General features: G+C 48.6%; 18 protein-coding genes and 1 tRNA gene. 13 read left to right on the top strand and 6 right to left on the bottom strand.

Translation table 11 applies throughout. The features are described from left to right. Positions 1 to 122 precede the first annotated feature (122 nt). Together HMPREF2554_RS11780 and HMPREF2554_RS06840 are read right to left on the bottom strand one after the other, a co-directional pair. Positions 123 to 356 carry an acetone carboxylase gene (locus tag HMPREF2554_RS11780; protein WP_080513836.1) on the bottom strand — a complete coding sequence of 78 codons (234 nt, stop codon included), beginning with the start codon at positions 354 to 356 and terminating at the stop codon, positions 123 to 125. A gap of 50 nt (positions 357 to 406) precedes the next feature. Then, positions 407 to 898 carry a DUF3099 domain-containing protein gene (locus HMPREF2554_RS06840; protein WP_013399047.1) on the bottom strand — a complete coding sequence of 164 codons (492 nt, stop codon included), beginning with the start codon at positions 896 to 898 and terminating at the stop codon, positions 407 to 409. Positions 899 to 1,106: 208 nt separating this feature from the next. On the opposite strand from HMPREF2554_RS06840, the gene HMPREF2554_RS06835 reads away from it, so the two are divergent. The 6 genes from HMPREF2554_RS06835 to HMPREF2554_RS06810 all read left to right on the top strand — a co-directional run bounded on the left by HMPREF2554_RS06835 (position 1,107) and on the right by HMPREF2554_RS06810 (position 6,163). Further along, positions 1,107 to 1,823: a beta-ketoacyl-ACP reductase gene (locus HMPREF2554_RS06835; protein ID WP_041321784.1), complete on the top strand. Its 717-nt coding sequence runs from the start codon at positions 1,107 to 1,109 to the stop codon at positions 1,821 to 1,823. 66 nt (positions 1,824 to 1,889) lie between these two features. After that, positions 1,890 to 2,633 (top strand): SDR family oxidoreductase, encoded by a 744-nt coding sequence (locus HMPREF2554_RS06830; protein WP_070554443.1) that lies wholly within the window; start codon positions 1,890 to 1,892, stop codon positions 2,631 to 2,633. Between the two features lie 86 nt (positions 2,634 to 2,719). Continuing rightward, entirely contained in the window at positions 2,720 to 3,505 is a 786-nt protein-coding gene (locus HMPREF2554_RS06825; protein ID WP_004004641.1) for an ABC transporter ATP-binding protein, read from the top strand. Positions 3,506 to 3,571: 66 nt separating this feature from the next. Beyond that, entirely contained in the window at positions 3,572 to 4,444 is an 873-nt protein-coding gene (locus tag HMPREF2554_RS06820) for a TrmH family RNA methyltransferase (RefSeq protein ID WP_013399049.1), read from the top strand. Positions 4,445 to 4,610: 166 nt separating this feature from the next. Next, on the top strand, positions 4,611 to 4,868 hold the full coding sequence (locus tag HMPREF2554_RS06815; RefSeq protein WP_004004643.1) for a type B 50S ribosomal protein L31: 258 nt from the start codon (positions 4,611 to 4,613) through the stop codon (positions 4,866 to 4,868). Between the two features lie 161 nt (positions 4,869 to 5,029). After that, complete coding sequence (locus tag HMPREF2554_RS06810; RefSeq protein WP_004004644.1) at positions 5,030 to 6,163, top strand: LCP family protein; 1,134 nt, start codon at positions 5,030 to 5,032, stop codon at positions 6,161 to 6,163. A 102-nt stretch (positions 6,164 to 6,265) separates the two neighbouring features. Here HMPREF2554_RS06810 and HMPREF2554_RS06805 read toward each other — a convergent pair whose 3' ends face one another. Both HMPREF2554_RS06805 and pepN read right to left on the bottom strand, forming a co-directional pair. Continuing rightward, positions 6,266 to 7,495, bottom strand: coding sequence for an HIRAN domain-containing protein (locus HMPREF2554_RS06805; protein WP_013399050.1), 1,230 nt, complete (start codon positions 7,493 to 7,495; stop codon positions 6,266 to 6,268). Positions 7,496 to 7,712: 217 nt separating this feature from the next. Next, positions 7,713 to 10,385: an aminopeptidase N gene (gene pepN / locus HMPREF2554_RS06800; RefSeq protein ID WP_013399051.1), complete on the bottom strand. Its 2,673-nt coding sequence runs from the start codon at positions 10,383 to 10,385 to the stop codon at positions 7,713 to 7,715. Between the two features lie 203 nt (positions 10,386 to 10,588). Between pepN and HMPREF2554_RS06795 the strand changes: the two genes are divergently transcribed. Next, positions 10,589 to 10,674: transfer RNA gene (locus HMPREF2554_RS06795), tRNA-Leu, on the top strand. A 135-nt stretch (positions 10,675 to 10,809) separates the two neighbouring features. On the opposite strand, the gene HMPREF2554_RS06790 is transcribed toward HMPREF2554_RS06795, so the two are convergent. Beyond that, positions 10,810 to 11,892 carry a 2,3-butanediol dehydrogenase gene (locus HMPREF2554_RS06790; RefSeq protein ID WP_013399052.1) on the bottom strand — a complete coding sequence of 361 codons (1,083 nt, stop codon included), beginning with the start codon at positions 11,890 to 11,892 and terminating at the stop codon, positions 10,810 to 10,812. Positions 11,893 to 12,477: 585 nt separating this feature from the next. Between HMPREF2554_RS06790 and HMPREF2554_RS06785 the strand changes: the two genes are divergently transcribed. The 5 genes from HMPREF2554_RS06785 to HMPREF2554_RS06765 all read left to right on the top strand — a co-directional run bounded on the left by HMPREF2554_RS06785 (position 12,478) and on the right by HMPREF2554_RS06765 (position 16,644). Continuing rightward, positions 12,478 to 13,437, top strand: a complete 960-nt coding sequence (locus HMPREF2554_RS06785; protein WP_013399053.1) for an L-lactate dehydrogenase — start codon at positions 12,478 to 12,480, stop codon at positions 13,435 to 13,437. Between the two features lie 121 nt (positions 13,438 to 13,558). After that, a complete protein-coding gene (locus HMPREF2554_RS06780) occupies positions 13,559 to 13,834 on the top strand; it encodes a hypothetical protein (protein ID WP_013399054.1) in 276 nt (91 codons plus the stop codon). 84 nt (positions 13,835 to 13,918) lie between these two features. Next, a complete protein-coding gene (recO, locus tag HMPREF2554_RS06775; protein ID WP_013399055.1) occupies positions 13,919 to 14,686 on the top strand; it encodes a DNA repair protein RecO in 768 nt (255 codons plus the stop codon). Between the two features lie 60 nt (positions 14,687 to 14,746). Further along, positions 14,747 to 15,529, top strand: coding sequence for an isoprenyl transferase (locus HMPREF2554_RS06770; protein ID WP_049775447.1), 783 nt, complete (start codon positions 14,747 to 14,749; stop codon positions 15,527 to 15,529). 23 nt (positions 15,530 to 15,552) lie between these two features. After that, positions 15,553 to 16,644, top strand: coding sequence for a quinone-dependent dihydroorotate dehydrogenase (locus HMPREF2554_RS06765; RefSeq protein ID WP_013399057.1), 1,092 nt, complete (start codon positions 15,553 to 15,555; stop codon positions 16,642 to 16,644). A 67-nt stretch (positions 16,645 to 16,711) separates the two neighbouring features. Here HMPREF2554_RS06765 and HMPREF2554_RS06760 read toward each other — a convergent pair whose 3' ends face one another. Next, entirely contained in the window at positions 16,712 to 17,335 is a 624-nt protein-coding gene (locus HMPREF2554_RS06760) for a DUF3043 domain-containing protein (protein WP_004004653.1), read from the bottom strand. A 96-nt stretch (positions 17,336 to 17,431) separates the two neighbouring features. Here HMPREF2554_RS06760 and HMPREF2554_RS06755 point away from each other — a divergent pair, with 96 nt between their 5' ends. Continuing rightward, positions 17,432 to 18,838 carry a dipeptidase gene (locus tag HMPREF2554_RS06755; RefSeq protein ID WP_013399058.1) on the top strand — a complete coding sequence of 469 codons (1,407 nt, stop codon included), beginning with the start codon at positions 17,432 to 17,434 and terminating at the stop codon, positions 18,836 to 18,838. The last annotated feature ends 11 nt before the right edge of the window (positions 18,839 to 18,849 follow it).

The raw sequence follows: 18,849 nt of genomic DNA, 5'->3' as shown, positions 1-18,849 counted from the left end.
AGATGTATATATAGAGACGGTGGTGTACCTGTATTACTTATGGTAGGGGAGAACGCTCGGACAATACAGTGATATGGCGCTTACGTCCCTATCTAACTATGGCTGAAATAGAGTTTATGAAGCTAGGACTTTTGGGGAAACGGTAGGGTCTGTTTCCAAAGCTCCCTCTCCCGTAAATAATTCTCAAGCCATTGAACGTGCTCATGACAAGCCAACCAGATCTTGCGGCGCTCAGGAGTGTGAACCTTCGGGTTATTCCAGAGAATCTGGTACGTTGCCTCGTTGTGGCAGCCTTTACGTGAACAAATATCTAAGCTAGGGGAGGAGCTCCCCGCTAAAGAGCCCAAAAGATCCACTGACACCTCCATCTTTATATTGCGCGTAACGGTATTTATGCCTGTTGAAACTATATTTCAGAAATATCTATGACATCGGTTCGATTATAAGGCGATGAAGAATCCGCATATTGTGCGTAGCAATGAGAGTTCTCAGAGGCGTCGGACTCATTATCTGCAGTAGATGTATTCGACGCTGCTCCTGTTTCTAAAGCTCGCCGATGATGCTCAGGCAAATAGGCAGTAAATCCACTCGATTCCTGTTTTGACTCACCATTCGCAAGTACTACGGCCACCCAAGGCAACAGTACTGCACCTGCGACGCATATCCAGCGCAGGGTACCATCTGTAAATACAGCGCCTACAATACAAACTACACGAATCGCCATTTTGAGGATGTAGTCCCGAGCACGTTTATCTACACGCTCCGATAACGGAGCAGAAGCATTACTGATTTCGTATGTCACTAAAGAGTCTTCAAATCGTTCTGCGACATCAACTGTAGATAAGTAGTAACCATGGGCCGCGAGGTCTTCGGCTGTCCAGTGCTTTTCAGCAGTCATTGACACACCTCCCTCAGAATTACAGTAACGAACTCTCTATGATAGACGTTTTAGCTTCGATTCACATGGTGGTAATTACCTGTACTGATTAGTCTAAACCTTCTATTCCTTATGGTGTTAAGTGTTGCAAGAACAGATGCTCACCACATCATATAGATAACGGGCTAGAATAGGTATGACCAGTAACCCCAAATTTATAGGGAAAATAATGAGTGATAACACCCCCAAGACCGTTCTTGTTACCGGTGGTAATCGTGGTATCGGCTACAAGATCGCGCAGGAGTTTAAGGCATCAGGGCACAATGTTTGTGTGACCTACCGTAGCGGGGAAGCGCCCACAGAGTTCTTTGCTGTTAAAGCTGACGTCCGAGACGCAGACAGCATTAATGAAGCTTTTAAAACTATTGAAGCGGAATACGGTCCTGTAGAAATCCTTGTGGCGAATGCGGGTATTACTCGTGACATGCTGCTTATGCGCATGAAGGACACGGATTTCATGGATGTTATCGATACCAACCTCACTGGTTCTTTTCGTGTAGCACAGCGTGCGATCAAAGGTATGATCAAACTCAAACGAGGCCGTATTATCCTCGTCTCCTCTGTTGTAGGGCTATATGGTTCTCCAGGACAGGTTAACTACTCATCGTCTAAAGCTGCTCTTGTTGGTATGGCTCGTTCCATCACCCGTGAGCTCGGAAGTCGAAATATTACGGCAAATGTTGTAGCACCTGGATTTATTAACACCGATATGACCGATAGCTTGCCTGAGGAAACTAAAGAGAGTTACCTGAAAACTATCCCGGCAGGACGTTTCGCCGACCCTGCTGAGGTAGCACGGGTTATTCGCTGGTTAGCTTCGCCAGAGGCAGATTACATCTCAGGCGCCGTTATCCCTGTAGACGGCGGTCTAGGTATGGGACACTAGGTTCTTCCTATCACATGCCATAAACGTCTTACTTTCAGAAAGCACAGAACCAACAAAGGAAAATGTATGTCACAGCTCGCCGGTAAAACCGTTATTATCACAGGGTCTTCACGAGGTGTAGGTGCAGATACTGCCCAAATCCTAGCGGCTCAAGGGGCAAACATCATAGTTAACTATCGCTCCAAAGCCCCTCGAGCCAATAAGGTCGTCAAAGCTATCGAAGAAGCTGGCGGACACGCGACCGCCGTACAAGCAGACGTAACTAAGCCTGAAGACCTCACAAACCTTGTGAATGTTGCTATCGAAACCTACGGCTCCTTGGATTATCTCATCTTGAATGCATCGGGCGGTATGGAAGCTGGTATGGGTGAAGACTACGCAATGCGTCTCAACCGAGATGCACAGCTTAACCTTGCACGACTTGCAGCTGAAAAAATGCCCAACGGAGGACGCATCGTCTTCGTCACCAGTCACCAGGCACACTTTATCCGCGAAGTTGAAACCCTGGCAGAATACCAGTCGGTTGCAGAGTCCAAACGAGCAGGGGAAGATGCGCTCATCGCCGAAATACCTGCGCTCACTGAGAAAGGAATATCACTTGTCGTCGTATCAGCTGACATGATTGAAGGAACTGTGACTGCAACTTTGCTTAACCGCCTGCATCCTGGGGCTCTCGAATATCGTCGAGAGACAACAGGTAGGCTCTACACTGTCAACGAGTTTGCCCATGAGGTAGCTGCCATGGTTACCGCAGATATTCAGACTGGACACGTTGAGCTGGTCGGTGGAGCCCGCGGGTTCATCGATTAGAAGTACGTATAGAGCGAAGAAGCAGGACCCCAAAGGGCTTGCGCCTTCCCACATAGGTAGAGATCATATCGTAGAAGAGAATAACCATGAGCACTGTACTTAATCTTCAAAACGTGAGCGTCATGCGCGGCGGTCGCAATATTCTCGATAACGTTTCCTGGACTGTCAATGAAGGCGAACGTTGGGTTGTCTTGGGTCCAAATGGTGCCGGAAAATCAACACTTTTATCGGTCGCAGCGGCGCGTTTGCACCCCACAGTCGGACAAGTAGAGATCTTAGACGAGACTCTCGGCTCCGTGGATGTTTTTGAGCTTCGCCCGCGTATCGGGCTGTCATCGGGAGCAACCGCCACACAGATCCCTGACCGAGAGAAAGTTTCTGATGCTGTCATGACGGCCGCGTATGCTGTTTCAGGACGTTGGAAAGAGGAATACGACGCCCTCGACAGCGATCGCGCCCATGAGCTTCTTCAAGACTGGGGCGTAGACGCTTTGGCAGAGCGTCAATTCGGTTCACTTTCCGATGGCGAGCGCAAACGTACTCTTATCGCACGCGCTCTCATGACCGACCCCGAACTCCTATTACTTGATGAACCTGGGGCCGGTATGGATATCGCTGGACGCGAAGATTTGGTAGAGAGGCTTACAACACTCGCCGTTGATCCTTACGCACCGGCTACTGTACTCATCACACACCATCTTGAAGAAATTCCTGCAGGCTTCACACACGCTCTCATGCTCCGCGACGGTCGTGTGGTAGCATCTGGACCTATCGCTCAGACCATCACAGAAAATAATCTTGCATTAACATACGCGATGGATCTAGCTTTAACGGCCACTTCTACAGGGCGCTACAGCGCTTTTAAACGCTAAGCTTTATCTTGCTCCCACCATACATACGTACGTGGTGGGAGTAAGTTTTGACCCAGTAGTGTCTTTATGAAGAAGAAACAATTATCACCCCAAGAACTGCAAGCACGGGCAGAACGAGTGTACGCAATATCGTCTGTGGTGCCATTAGCTCAAGCGCCTGAACAAACACTTCGTTATTATACCCACCTAACTGATGTGAGATTACGTTCTGCCCTCGAACCTGACTGGGGTATTTATATTGCGGAGTCATCAAAAGTGGTACGGCGTGCTTTACATGCAGGACACCGTCCCCTCTCATTCCTTATGAGCGAGAAATGGGCAGATGATCTTTCCGATGTACTGACGAAGTATAATAATATTCCTGCCTTTGTAGGATCGGAAGAAGAACTTGAACGAATAACTGGCTTTCATCTACATCGCGGAGCTTTAGCAGCAATGGCGCGCCCTGCTCCTCAAACTGTAGAAGATATTATTTACGGAGCTCACCGCGTCGCAATCTTAGAAGATATTGTTGACCACACGAATGTTGGGGCTATATTTCGTTCCGCAGCGGCGCTAGGCGTAGACGCAGTTTTAATTACTCCACGATGCGCTGACCCGCTGTATAGGCGCTCTATCCGCGTTTCTATGGGAACTGTATTTCAAGTACCTTGGGCCAGGATTACCCGCTGGCCAAAAGACCTGGAAATTCTACACGAGCACGGATTTGAAAGTGCCGCACTTGCACTAGATGAGGACTCTCTTACCTTGGGGCAACTTTCAGCACGTCAGGATAAGAAGTTAGCTTTAATCCTAGGAACAGAAGGACACGGACTCTCACCGCATACATTGGCGCAGACAAAACACACGGTTATGATTCCCATGACCCACGGCGTCGATTCTTTGAACGTGGCAGCTGCGTCAGCTGTTGCGTTTTGGGAAACGAGGCTGCGTTCGTAACAACAAGCCCTCTAAGAACCTAGCGTTACCTCTTTAAAGGTGGTATCCTTGGTGGTTGGCTGTGCATTTTAAGCCGGTCTATGGTGCGCTCTGCGTGCATCGTAAAACCTACTCCATCTATTTAGGGTTACTGGCAAAATCCAGTGACAGAAGAAGGTAATTAAGCATGAAGGCAGATATCCACCCGGAGTACCGTCCGGTACTATTCCGTGACCTTGCATCCGGTAAAGTTTTCTTGACTCGTTCCACGATGACTTCGGATAAAACCGAGAAGTGGGAAGACGGTAACGAATACCCCATCGTTGAGGTCGAGATCTCCTCTGAGTCGCATCCGTTCTACACCGGTAAGCAGCGTATCATGGACTCCGCAGGTCGCGTCGAACGCTTCAACGCACGTTTTGCAAACTTTGGTAAGAAAGCGTAAAACGTAGAATGCAATAAAGAACACACCCCGTAATATAGATTAAAAATCTGATACGGGGTGTGTTTTTATTTTCTACCGTTACAATGTGAAGGTAACTCACTTTGTAGCGGTATTCTTATGCGGGTTATGCCGTTATCACATCACTCGAAGGAAACAAACCCATGAGCGAAGCGCTCGCTGAAAAACCCCGTCGAAAGACTCTTAAACGGGTGCTAATTATTCTTGCTATCCTTATTCTTACTCTTATCATCGGAGTGGGGATTTACCTGTGGAGCATTGGGCATACCTGGGACTCCAAGACTCAAAAATTTGATTCCATTACGAATTCACAAGGAGATTTAGACTCTTTAAGAAAAAACCTGGGAGACCCGAATAATGATCCAAATATTGTGGGTCCCGATGGTAAAACGGCAGATTCTCTTGCTAATGACCTTGACAAGAATGGTAACGGAATTCTTGACTCCTTAGAGGGTGGTAAGACGCGTCAGGTCGTAAAAGGCGAAGGAACTAATATTCTTCTTCTTGGTAGCGATCAACGTTCAGGGCAAGAAGCTGCAACAGTTAGTGGGGCTCGGGCAGATACTATTATGCTGATGCACATTCCTAAAAACGGGGAAGGTGTTTATTTAGTTTCTATCATGCGTGATTCGTGGGTAAGCATCCCCGGATATGGAAATGCGAAGGTGAATGCAGCTCTCAACTATGGAGGCATTAGCTTACAAATTGAGACCATTGAACAACTAATTGGTGTCAAGATTGACCATGTAGCAGAAATAGACTTTGATGGGTTTAAAGGGCTTACTAACGCTCTAGGTGGCGTTGATGTTCAAGTTCCTTTTGCTTTCCAAACAGGCGTTTGGAACTTTACACCGGGTACCATGCATATGGATGGCAGCACTGCTTTAGCGTTTGTGCGTGAGCGGTATTCTTTTGCATCGGGTGATTATCAGCGTGTACGTAATCAACGTGCATATTTACGTGGACTCTATACGACCATCCAAAAACAGGGGTTTTTGGGTAACATCACTAATTTTAAGAATATGGTGGATGCCTTTAGCGGCTACGTCAAGGTTGATAGTGGTTTAGGCTCTGGTGAGATTCTTCGGATTGCGGCACCTGTCATTAATGGTGGTTCGGCTGCTTTACATATGACGACGCTTCCTAACGCAGGCCCTGGCTGGTCTTATGACGGTCAATCAATCATTATTATTAATCAGCCTGCTGTTGATTCGTTGACGGAGGCTTTGAAAGCTGATCGTATGCAGGATTTTATGAATACTTATGGGTCTGACTAGGTATGTCTATATACGGGTCTATAGATCCTGCAGATAAAATTTGGGGTAGTCAGCACAGTATCTGACGTGCTGACTACCCCAAATTTTATCCGTATAACGCTATTAATGTTGCACGTGTGTTCTAGCTGGTATAGGAGTTACGGTAACAGTCTGGGATGCATGTTCTTCAGCAGCCAGTCTGAGTAACCGACGACCAAAATACAGAGCGACCGAGTAGAGAGCTCCGCCCATAATTGCTATGAGGACTCCAAGAAGAACACGCCAAATTGCAATTGCTAAGCCAACTATAAGAAGGGTTATACCTATAATTTTGACGAGGGTAAGCAGACGCGTGTGTTCTTCAGGAAGATCATCGAAAGATACGGGTTTAGCTGCTTTCTCTGGGATAACTTCGTGTGCCGTGATCGCCTCGCTGACTCCGTTTTTTCCTGCAACAGAGGTGATAAATCCGCGAATCTTCTGAGGAAGAATATGCTTCCCTTGAGTGTTTTCCGCTTCAGCTGGGACAAAAGCATCAGGAACCTCATACTTCTTGGCCTCAGGTAGGAGCTCAGGTACATCGTTGGGTAAATCTTTGTACCACTGTTCTGGGATATTCTCTGACCGCACCGCCTGAATAGTTAATGAAAGCTCGAGCCTGTTACCACGTATCGTGCCCCAGACATTGGTGAGTTTGTCATGTTTCGCAGCATGTTCAATGACAGGAATAAACTGTTCTGATATTTGGGAGCTTAAACGCCCTACATGAGTATCCTCATGGAAAACTTCTACCGAATTGGCCATGTGCCCATCTGGGTTTTTAACCTGTTGTACTTCAAGTCTTAAAATTACCCGTCCTTCACCTGTTGGCGGCAAAATACTGTGAAGATATTCAGCATGTCCATTCTCGTCAAGCACCTTGATTGAAGGACCTTGAGGAAGAATAGCTGCTCGCGCTGAGGCATGGTTGAGAGGAAACAGCAAGGTTGGTGACGACAGAAAGAGTTTTCCTACACTTTTAATGTGCGGTCCGCTATCAGCCCGTAGAGCAATAGCATTGAGTTGCAGCTGTGCTGTAGGAGAGAAACCGGAAGCAACAACGCGGGTAATCGCGTTCCAATAGTTTGCAGAATCGTCACGATTTAAACGTCCCACTTTATGATCCCCAACGTATACAGCAATGCTGTTTGCCTCGTAGGGGTTATCAGGTTCTGGAACAAGGCGAGCCTTGCCTTGCCAGGACTGTTCACGGTTGACATGGAGCTCTTGAAAGACTTGTAGAGTCTCAGCCTCATAGTAGTTGTCGGTGACAATTGTGAGGGTTCCACGGTCGCCGAGAGCATAATCGACCAAAGCAAACTCCTTAGGTGGTGATGAATATGTTCTAATTCTCTCACGTTTTTGGGAATAACTAGTACCCTACACGTAAAGTAACTTTTGGGTGACGTTTAAGGAATTGATGAATGTGGTCAAAATCTGCTTCACGTTAATGAAACCTATAGATAGGCTACAGCCCAGTACAGCGGCGTGAAGAAGAGATACTGTACCAGGCTGTAATGCCTAGAAAGTGCTAGTCGGATAAAGAACTATTGAATTGCTGACCGATCATATTCCGATGCGCATTATCTTGTGCCTCCAAAATGAGCCGACGTAGTGCGGAGGGGGCTGATGGATTCTTGCGTAACCATTCTTGGGCTAGAGCAACTGAAGGATTATCGCTAACCCCGGTTCCTTCAGCGGATCCGTAATTGTAGAGCGAACGGGGGTATAAACCGCGAACTATACGAGTGGCCATACCAATGGAACGGGTGTCCCACATTGATAGGAGCGAATCGAAGAAAGGCTTATAGTAAGGAGTTCGCAGCCCAACATCCCCTCGCAAGAAACCATTTGCTGTTGAGGTCAAGGCGTCGTTGGATAATGAAGAATCTTCCATGATGCGTTTATAAGCGGCTGCTTTGTGGTCGGCATCAGGAATAGCCGCTATCGCATATGCGTAGCCATTCTTTGAGATTGATGACGGATTATACTGTGCAGCTCGGTCTAAATCAGCAACAGTAACAAGGTTACGCCCCGCCAGGGTACCCAAAGCACTCCACCCAAGATTCTGATCGTAGGGGATACCAGTCGCATCGGCAATATCTCCCACAGTATCTTCAAAAGCCCCTCGGGCGATATCGCGGCAGAGATCTTCACCTTGAGTTGAGTAGGAAGAAATAGAGATAAGCCCCCGAAGCAATATGAGCTGCGTATCGGAGCCAGGTTTGGCGGCAGCGAGCGCTTTCGAGAAAGACTCATAGAGAGCATCATACAAAGGCTGTCGAGACTTGGGGGCACCAAAATTAGTAATAGCGTTTTGGCTGTTTGACACCATACTTCCCAAAAGAGATGCACTGCTCTCACGGGATACGTTCCGTACTACCGCGTCTACGAAAGTGGCAACGGGAAGTCTGGCATCGCGCACGCTTTCCCAGAGAGACCCCCAGATAAGACCGCGAGAAAGAGATGATTCAAGAGTGGATACTCCTGCAATTGCCGCTTGAAGACCATCCTCATCGGTGAGCATGATTTTTGCGTAGGTGTGGTCTTCTGCATTGAGCATAAGTAAGTCAGCTTCACCTACAGTCTTCTTATGCTCTTGGGGCAAAGAGACACGATACTCTGCGATAGGATCGGCAGGGTATTCAAGGGAGAGAGTGCCTGTTGAGACAAGTTTTCCTTCTTGAAGGATAAAAGTTTCAAGCTTTACCACATGCGGGCGACCGATACCGGCTGGCTGAGTGTCGGGTAGCTGCTGAGTGAGGTACAAATCCTGGAGCTTACCATCTTCGCGGTAAACACGTCGAGTACCGAGGGTAGATAGACCAGAAGTCTGTAACCACGCTTGAGACCAGGTCTGCATATCGCGTCCTGAAACCTCATTAAGTACATCAAGGAAGTCCTGAAGCGAGGTGTTCCCCCAAGCAAAACGTTTGAAATAGACGCGTGCCGCTTCGATGAAGGTATCAAAGCCTACATAGGAAACAAGCTGCTTCAAGGTAGAGGCACCCTTGGCGTAAGTTATGCCATCGAAATTTTGGGCTGCGGCTTCCAAATGAGGTATATCCGCGACAATGGGATGCGTCGTAGGAAGCTGATCTTGCAGATATGCCCAAGATTTACGGTGATTCGCGAATGTTACCCAAGCATCGTTAAAACCATTAGCTTCGATAGCACCTAGAGCACCCATGAAATCAGCAAATGACTCTTTAAGCCAGAGATCATCCCACCATTTCATAGTGACAAGATCTCCAAACCACATATGTGCCATCTCATGACAGATAGTGTTTGCGCGACCTTCAAGATCATCTTCGGTAGCACCAGAGACAAAAATGAAATCCTCAGTGAATGTTACGAGACCGGGGTTCTCCATCGCGCCGATATTATATTCGGGGACGAACGCCTGTTCGTACTTCGGGTAAGGGTAGGGATAGTCAAAGAGATCCTGGAAGAAATCTAAGCCGTTCTTAGTGACTCGGAAGATATTATCGTAGTCAAAATGGGGCTTTAGAGAATGGCGGCAGTACGCCACTAAAGGAATATCGCCGCTGTTAGTAATACTCTGGGGTTTATAGGTATCGGTGACTGTGAAGTATTCACCTGCTAACACTGCGGTAATGTAGGTAGAAATTCGCTCGGTAGGAGCAAAAACGCGCTTAACGATATTTGAATCAGTCGGGTCGGACACCTCAGATTCTAGAACCCCGTTCGAGCTGACAACCCAGTCTCGTGGGGCTGTGATTCGGAAATTAAAAACAGCTTTCAGATCGGGTTGCTCAAAGTTGGGGAATACACGACGGCAATCGGCGGGCTCATATTGGGTGTAAAGATATATACGTCCATCCGAAGGATCAATATAGCGGTGCAGACCTTCTCCCGACCGTGAATAGTATGAACGCCCGTGAACAGTAAGTTCGTTTTCCTCGGCAAGCTCGGGCAGCATGATGCGTGAGCCATCAACAACCTTGTTGAGGTCAAGCTGCGCGCCATTAAGCCTAACAGAATCGATAGAGTGGTGAATATAATCAATGAAAGTCTGGGTACCAGGCTTATGGGATTTAAACTTAACGGTTGTAACTGTAGGGTATGTCTCGAAATTTTCATCCTTGGCATGGGTCAAATCAAGGTGAACATGATATGAGTCTACGGTAATGAGCGCTGACCGTTCTGCAGCTTCTTCGCGTGAGAGGTTCTCGTTATTCATAGTTTCTATTCTAAACTCTCACATGCAGTACTTCATGGACGTGACCCGAACACTGTACTGTATGTTACTAGAAAGGAACATGGGGAGTACTAAATGTTTAAAAGTGACGGATAACACGTTATATAGATTTGCCTGCTTGTACTTGCCAACCGTATAGTATTACTTGTTGCTTTGAGCAGGCAAAGCCCTCTCAAAGGTAACCTGCGCGGGTGGCGGAATAGGCAGACGCGCTAGCTTGAGGTGCTAGTCCTCGTATTAGAGGGTGGGGGTTCAAGTCCCCCCTCGCGCACATTATAAAGGGTCTCTGATAAACATCAGAGGCCCTTTTCTATTTCACTTTTCCGCAAATAATTGAGCGCCCTATACTCTGACAGACAGAATATAAGGCGCTCGCGACTTGCCTGTAAGGCTACAAGAAAGTTACCTAGGGCAAAAGCTGCGGATCGGTAGTGACGAGGATCTTTACGGCAGTCTCGTTGTGGTTAATCAATGTATCAAATCCCTTGTCAATGAGGTCTTCAAGAGGAATCCTGCCAGTAATGAACGGCTTGAGGTTAATCTTGCCTGACTCTACAAGCTTGATAGTTTCCGGGTGGCTGTTCACATATGCAATGGTTCCTCGAATATCAAGCTCCTTAAGCACGACCTTCTGAACATCCAACGATGCTGGTTTACCCCAGATTGATACGATCACGGCTTTACCGGTAGGCTTGAGTGCATCCAGAATGAGGTCTAGTGCAGGCTGTACAGAGGTGCATTCAAAGGCTACGTCTACACCCTTATCATCGGTCAGCTTATGAATTTCTGCTAGGACATCAACCTCAGCAGGGGAGAAGGCATAGTCTGCAACTCCAGAATCCAATGCTTTCTGACGGCGTAGCGAGGACAGCTCAGAGATAATGACCTTCGCCCCCTTAGCTTTAAGTACGGCGGAGGTAAGCAGGCCAATGGGGCCAGCACCAGTAACTAGCGCAAAGTCACCGTCTTTGATTTCTCCGGCGCGCTCAACTGCATGATAACCGACACTCAAAGGCTCAATCAGTGCAGCTTCATCTAACGGAAGGTCTTTAGAGATCTTGTGAACCCAACGGCGTTTTACAGATACCTTCTCTGATAGTCCGCCTCCACGGCCAGCAAGACCAATAAAGTTCATGTTCTTAGAAAGATGATAGGTCTTTGAATCTGGGCCGACATCTACAGAGTCTGCAATAATGTATGGCTCAACCACAACATGATCTCCGACTTCAAGATCGGAAATGCCTTCGCCTAAAGCTTCTACGATGCCTGAGAATTCGTGACCAAGGGTTACAGGAGAATCTTCTCCTGAGATTGGATGCGGATGCCCATGTTTAGGGCAGAAAATAGGCCCATCAAGATACTCGTGCAAATCAGTGCCACAGATACCACACCATGCTACTTTGACCAACACTTCACCGGGTTGTACTTCGGGGGCGGGTATGTCCTCAATGCGAATGTCATTACGGTCGTAAAAACGAGCTGCCTTCATGGGATAGACTCCTTTACCTTTGAGGCTCTATATGATGCGCCTAGTGCTGAATGCTCTGTTGTTATCACGCAAACCGACCTGTTACAGCACTAGATTAGTTAAGCGCAGGCTCAATAGCCTACATCTATAACGCTACTCTTCCATGCCAATGTTTACTAGGAAACATAGAAAAAATACTTTATATGACATAAACGTGTAGTTTCAGCCCAAATATCGTATAAACCCACCAAAATTACCAAACTGTAGCCCACTACCAGACAATGTACGAAAACTATTCATCGCAATAGTATTCTAGCTGTGAGTTCCTCTAGATGTGTTTGGGCTTGGGAGGCTCCCTGCCCCCCCAGAAATAAGGGTTAAATTATGTGATATTAATCAAAAAGTCATAAAGCCCTTATATGGCTTCTTGGGAGAAAAATATGGTCTTCTAGTAAAAACTCACATAAAAAATCGTGAAAAGAGCAACTAAACCAACATAAACCCCAAAGAACAAGGCATAATAGATAATGGGAACTTCAGAAGACACTCCGTGCTTCTGCCCACATATCAGACAAATCAACAACCCCAAGACAGGGCGGCGACCCAATGAACAACGTAAAATCTACCACTAAACTCGGCATCATCGGCGCAGGCGGTGTCGGATCTGCAACCGCATACGCAGCAACCCTACGTGGCTCTGCAAATGAAATCGTCCTTTACGACATTGACGGCAAACGAGCACACGCTGAAGCCCTCGATATCGCCCACGGTTCTATGTTCGCCCATGAAGCGCAGCTCACCGGCGGAGACGACCTCGAAATCCTGCGTGACTGCGACATGATCATCATTACCGCAGGTGCCCGCCAAGAGCCCGGGCAGCCCCGCCTCGAACTCGCAGGAGCAAACGTACGCATCCTCGAAAAATTACTGCCAAACCTCATGGAAATGTCACCCAACGCAATTTACATGCTGGTTACCAATCCCTGCGACGTACTCACTGTTGTCGCCCAGAAGATCACCGGGCTACCCTCACACCGAGTACTATCCTCCGGTACCGTACTCGATTCTTCTCGACTGCGCTGGCTCGTCGCCAGCAAAGCTGGAGTCTCCATCAAGAGCGTTCACGCAAATATTATTGGCGAACACGGGGACTCGGAGTTCCCTGTCTGGTCGGCAGCTAACATCGGCATGGTACCCCTCATTGACTGGGAATACAACGGCACCAAAGTATTTACTGAAGAAGTACGTGCAGAACTAGCGCACGAAGCGATGCGCGCAGCCTATAAAGTCATTGAAGGTAAAGGATCCACCAACTACGCCATCGGTGTTTCCGCGGCACGAATTGCAGAAGGCTTCCTCCGAGATCAGAATGCCGTACTGCCAATCTCCACCATTGCAGCAGGCGAACTCTACGGCTTCAAAGACGTAGCACTGTCCCTACCCTCCGTCGTAAACTACGAAGGCGTACAGCGAGTCCTCAGCGTTCCCATGAACGACGAAGAACACAATAAGCTACGCACCTCCGCAGAAGCAATCCGCGCATCCCTGGAAACCCTAGGATTCTAAAGAACATTCCTAAAACACCCTTCTAAACGCGTGCCCAAACACACTGGGTACGCGTTTGTCATACCTTCACAATATGACACTCTCCAACCACAATAGCCATAAAAGATAGTAGACTAGACACATGAGCACTGACCCCCGCACCGAACTCACTCGTCTACTGGACGCCCTCGAAACACACCTTGACGCCGTCGCCCGCCGCACCCGCGAACACGACCCCGTAATCGACGAAGCCTATGTCGAAATTGCAAACGCTTTCGAAGCCTACGAAAACGCCCTCTTCGAAGTACATAACGAAGTAACACCCCTTAGCGTCTACGGAGATGACGACGAAAACTTCGACGAATTCCTCACCGACACCGACGACGAAGACGACGATATCGAATACGAAAAAAACTAACCACACAACCAAACCCTCAGGCCCCGCATCCTAGCCACCCGCCAGAATGCGGGGTTTCTCTTCACACACCACAAACATAAAACCATGAGCACCCCAAAACACCTCCGAGACCACGCCCTCATCCTCCGCACCCAAAACCTAGGCGAAGCAGACCGCATCATCATCATGCTCACCCAAAACAACGGAGTCATCCACGCCGTTGCCAAATCAATCCGCAAACCAAACTCAAAATTCGGTGCTCGGCTAGAACCCTATATGCACACCGACATATCCCTCACCCGAGGCAAAACAAACCTCCACACCATATCCCAAACCGCAACCATACATGCCTATACAGTGACTCTCATGGGTAACTACAACGCCTACACCGCCGCAAACACCATCGCTGAAATCGCAGAGACACTCAACACCAACAGTACCCCCCACGACACCAACCCACACTACCACCTCACTCACGGGGCAATCGCCACACTAGCTCATAACAAACACACACCACAGCGCATCCTCACAAGCTATATCTTACGTGCCATGAAACTCGCAGGCTGGCTCATCTTCACTGACACCTGCACATACTGCAATCAACCCATCACCACTGGGTACCACCCAGCAGGTACACATGGCATAACAGGAACCCTCTGCAAAACTTGCGCCCACCAAAATGACACCCCTACAACACCCATAACACCCACCGAATATAACTATATACAAGCCCTCTATAAAGGGAACTGGGACACCATAGACAACGCCTCACCTCTCGCGGCACGCAAAATACTCAACCTCACCCTACACACCACCCAAAACTACCTCGAAACCCCCCTCAAGACCCTCACCTACCTCGAACTAGAAACCTAAAAACACCATCAAACACGGTAAAATACTGTAGTAACACACCATCAACCCGGAAAGAATCCCATGCCACAAAAACCACCGGCACACCCCTCCGGAACAACCCCACCCCCCATACCCAAAAAATTCATCCCTCAACACGTTGCCGTTGTCATGGATGGCAATGGACGCTGGGCCAACGAACGCGGACTCCCACGCAACGAAGGACATCGAGCAGGCGAAGCAGCCCTCCTCGACATCGTTGCAGGAGCCATAGAAATGGGCATACCCTATATCAGCGCCTATGCCTTCTCCACAGAAAACTGGAAACGCTCACCCAGCGAAGTATCCTTCATCATGCGTTTCTCCACCGAAGTCCTCAACCGGCAACTCGAAACCCTCAAATCCTGGGGAGTACGTATCCGCTGGGCAGGACGCCGCCCCAAACTCTGGAAAAACGTCATCTCACAACTCGAACAATGCGAACGCGAAACTATCAATAACACCACCTGCACCCTCACTATGTGCGTCAACTATGGAGGACGCGCAGAAATCGCAGACGCAGCCGCAACTATTGCACAAGACGTACAAGCAGGCATCCTCAACCCCTCCTCTATCACAGAAAAAACTTTCCAAAAATACCTCGACGAACCAGACCTACCAGACGTCGACCTCTTCCTCCGATCATCAGGCGAACAACGAATATCCAACTTCCTCCTCTGGCAAAGCGCCTACGCCGAATTCGTCTTCATGAACGTACTCTGGCCAGATGTAGACCGCCTAACCCTCTATAAAGCCGTCGAAGAATACGCCAGCCGCGACCGCCGCTACGGAGGCGCCACCGACAAAATCCCCAGCCCCAAAAACTAACACCACACCACAAGGAGCAAACGATGCGACTATACCCAACCTTCTTCAAAATCTTCTTCGCAGGCATGGATCCCGAAAAAGCACACCACATCGGCTTCTGGGGAGTACAAACCCTTAAAAACCTAGGCATTACTCGCATCCTCAAAAGCTACCTTCAACCCAATCCCAGCCTCCGCACCACAGCCATGGGACTCACCTTCCCTTCACCCTTCGGACTAGCCGCAGGCTTCGACAAAGGCGGGAAAGGTATCGCAGCCCTTGCAGGACTAGGATTCGGACACGTCGAAATCGGCACCATCACCGGACAAGCACAACCTGGTAACCCACAACCACGTTTATTCCGCCTCATCGAAGATAAAGCAGTCATTAATCGTATGGGATTCAACAACGACGGTGCCGCAGCCGCAGGACCCCGAGTCGCATCAGCTCGTGCCGATCTAGAAACCGAATACCGTCCCGAGAAGCGCCCCATTATCGGCGTCAACATCGGAAAAACAAAGATTGTAGAACTAGAAAACGCCATAGAAGACTACCTAATCTCAACACGTACCCTAGCCCCACAAGCAGACTACCTCGTCGTCAACGTAAGCTCACCCAACACCCCAGGACTACGTACACTGCAATCCATCGCAACACTCCGCCCACTCCTACAAGCCGTACGAGAAGAAGCAAACCGAGTCTCACCCCACCGCCATGTGCCTCTCACCGTTAAAATTGCTCCAGACCTTGTAGACGAAGACATAACAGCTGTCGCTCGCCTAGCCCAAGAACTAAAGCTTGACGGGATCATCGCAACTAACACCACAATCGCACGCGAAGGCTTAGGACTCCACACCACCAAAGAAAAAATTAACGCTATAGGCGCAGGAGGACTCTCAGGAGAACCACTTAAAACCCGATCACTCGAAGTCCTACACCTCCTCAAGAAAGAAATAGGCAACAAACTAGCCCTCATCTCCGTCGGAGGAGTAACCAACGCCCAAGACGTACAAGAACGACTAGACGCAGGCGCAGACCTCGTCCAAGGATATACCGCCTTCCTCTACGAAGGCCCCTTATGGGCCGCCCACATCAACCGAGGACTCTACAAAATCCGTCGCTCGCGCCAAAAATAAACCTCACAAAAAGGGTGAGAAACCAAACACGGTTTCCCACCCCCAGAAATCATTAAAGACACAGTATCTATTTTGGATACTCCCCATACTTAACAAGAGGATAAGGTCGCCGCATCCGGCGAATCATCATCACACGGTTGAATGCATACATACCACTACCACGCTGTACCTCGCCAAACTTAGCAATAACCATCTGTTTAAGCTTGCGCCACATCAACCAGTAATCAATAACCCACAACAGCATCAGAGCATACATGCCATACATAGTCCCGTAGTAGACAGGAGCAGCAGCTACGCCAAAACCGCTCACGACCCACGACGCAACAAGAAAAACAATGAGCAAAATAAGCATTATATCGCCCAGATTCCGGCGAGCATCAATATAGTCGCGAATGTACCGCCGCTGAGGCCCCTTATCCACTATCGGCAGATACTTCTCATCGCCAGTACGCATAGCCTCCCGCTGCCGTGCCCTAAGCTCAGCAGCAGCCTCACGATCAGCAGTCTTCGCCGCGCCACGATCAGCACCGACTATAGGCCTCCTTCGCGCCGCAACCTGCTCTTTACGAGACGGTGTAGGACGCCCTTTCTTCGGCGTGAACTTAGAGTTCTCAGGAACCTCATGCTGTTTCTCTTCTTCAGGCTCGACAGCAGCCTCCTGCGGAGCCTTACCTTTTTTACGACCAAACACCCTACTAGAATAACCAAAAATAATTGCCTACGCCGAATACCAAGACCAAAAATAAAAAGTATGCGCCACCCCTGTATAAAGCGTATTGTTAGACGCATGGCCAATTTTCCTCATAAATTCCCAGAACATGATGCGCTCACAGAGGCGCTTGAAGCCCATTTTGATGAATATCTTACTGAGCTGAAGGATCTAGTCTCTATCCCATCTATCGCGTGGGAAGCTTTTGATCTAGCTCAGGTCCAACGAAGCGCTGAAGCTGTGTACGAGCTTGCGAAACGGTCAGGCTTTCAAGAGATAAAAATCCTTTCTGCGTCGTACCACGATGAAACGGGGGAGACACATCAAGGTATGCCAGCGGTAATTGCCACTAAACCAGCTGCTTCAGGGTATCCCACAATCCTGTTATACGCTCACCATGATGTACAGCCTCCTGGCGATAACACGCAGTGGGAAACTGACCCGTTTACCGCAGTTCAGAAAGGCGCTCGCCTCTATGGCCGCGGTGCTGCAGACGATAAAGCAGGGGTTATCATCCATATGGCGGCTTTCCGTTTAGTATCGGAAGTATTAGGCAATGATTTCAATGTTGGCGTAAAGATCTTTATCGAAGGGGAAGAAGAAGCAGGGTCACCCTCTTTCCGCGAATTCCTAGCTGCCTACCAGAAGGACCTAGCCGCTGATTATATTGTGGTAGCAGATTCTGCCAACTGGCGAGCTGGAGTTCCGGCATTAACTACCTCATTACGTGGCGTAGCTAGCGGGGATATTGAAGTTCGAACTGGTAATCACGCAGTGCACTCTGGTATCTTTGGAGGTCCTTTTCTGGACGCACATACGGTATTAGCCCGTTTGCTGGGTACTCTTCATGATGACGAAGGTGCAGTTGTTGTAGAAGGTCTGTACCGTGGTGAAGACCCTAAAGTCGAATACCCTGAACATGAATTCCGCGCAGATTCTGGAATCTTAGACCAGATGTCTCTAGCAGGATATGGATCAATTACATCTCGGCTCTGGCAGCAACCTGCACTTTCCGTTATAGGTATGGATATTCCGTCAATTGCCCATTCTTCAAATACCCTTGCTGTTACTTCGCGGGCACGTATTAGTGTCCGTTTGGCTCCTGGTGATTCTCCCGAGAATGCGCACAAAGTTCTGGCAGACCATATAAAGAAGCATGCACCTTATAACGCGCAAGTTAGCTATACTCCTGTCGACTCAGGGTTACCCTTTGCCACAGATGTTGAGCAGGATGGAGCTCAAATCACCTTGTCAGCAATGGCTCAAGCTTGGGGCATATCTCCTGTGCAGACAGGCATGGGAGGCTCAATACCTTTTATAGCGGATTTGAAGGAGAACTTCCCCGATGCCCAGATTCTAGTAACTGGTGTTGAAGACCCAGATACCCGGGCACATAGCGCCAACGAATCGCTGTATGTACCTGATTTTAAACGAGGAATTTTAGCGGAGGCACTGATATTGAGTGCTCTCAGCAGGAGTAAGTAGATTAGGAAAGG

It is taken from the genome of Rothia sp. HMSC071F11 (assembly GCF_001809115.1).
Classification (GTDB): domain Bacteria; phylum Actinomycetota; class Actinomycetes; order Actinomycetales; family Micrococcaceae; genus Rothia; species Rothia dentocariosa.
The sequence above is the reverse complement of the archived record's forward strand: the minus strand, read 5'-3'. Positions and strand labels throughout refer to the sequence as shown.

What these genes read in the sequence shown, in the direction of transcription:
- HMPREF2554_RS06770 (WP_049775447.1), top strand. Translation starts at nt 14,747, where the DNA reads ATGCCACAAAAACCACCGGCACACCCCTCCGGAACAACCCCACCCCCC.
- HMPREF2554_RS06825 (WP_004004641.1), top strand. Translation starts at nt 2,720, where the DNA reads ATGAGCACTGTACTTAATCTTCAAAACGTGAGCGTCATGCGCGGCGGT.
- HMPREF2554_RS06755 (WP_013399058.1), top strand. Translation starts at nt 17,432, where the DNA reads ATGGCCAATTTTCCTCATAAATTCCCAGAACATGATGCGCTCACAGAG.
- HMPREF2554_RS06765 (WP_013399057.1), top strand. Translation starts at nt 15,553, where the DNA reads ATGCGACTATACCCAACCTTCTTCAAAATCTTCTTCGCAGGCATGGAT.
- HMPREF2554_RS06840 (WP_013399047.1), bottom strand. Translation starts at nt 898, where the DNA reads ATGACTGCTGAAAAGCACTGGACAGCCGAAGACCTCGCGGCCCATGGT.
- HMPREF2554_RS06830 (WP_070554443.1), top strand. Translation starts at nt 1,890, where the DNA reads ATGTCACAGCTCGCCGGTAAAACCGTTATTATCACAGGGTCTTCACGA.
- HMPREF2554_RS06815 (WP_004004643.1), top strand. Translation starts at nt 4,611, where the DNA reads ATGAAGGCAGATATCCACCCGGAGTACCGTCCGGTACTATTCCGTGAC.
- HMPREF2554_RS06790 (WP_013399052.1), bottom strand. Translation starts at nt 11,892, where the DNA reads ATGAAGGCAGCTCGTTTTTACGACCGTAATGACATTCGCATTGAGGAC.
- HMPREF2554_RS06835 (WP_041321784.1), top strand. Translation starts at nt 1,107, where the DNA reads ATGAGTGATAACACCCCCAAGACCGTTCTTGTTACCGGTGGTAATCGT.
- pepN (WP_013399051.1), bottom strand. Translation starts at nt 10,385, where the DNA reads ATGAATAACGAGAACCTCTCACGCGAAGAAGCTGCAGAACGGTCAGCG.
- HMPREF2554_RS06810 (WP_004004644.1), top strand. Translation starts at nt 5,030, where the DNA reads ATGAGCGAAGCGCTCGCTGAAAAACCCCGTCGAAAGACTCTTAAACGG.
- HMPREF2554_RS06820 (WP_013399049.1), top strand. Translation starts at nt 3,572, where the DNA reads ATGAAGAAGAAACAATTATCACCCCAAGAACTGCAAGCACGGGCAGAA.
- recO (WP_013399055.1), top strand. Translation starts at nt 13,919, where the DNA reads ATGAGCACCCCAAAACACCTCCGAGACCACGCCCTCATCCTCCGCACC.
- HMPREF2554_RS06785 (WP_013399053.1), top strand. Translation starts at nt 12,478, where the DNA reads ATGAACAACGTAAAATCTACCACTAAACTCGGCATCATCGGCGCAGGC.
- HMPREF2554_RS06780 (WP_013399054.1), top strand. Translation starts at nt 13,559, where the DNA reads ATGAGCACTGACCCCCGCACCGAACTCACTCGTCTACTGGACGCCCTC.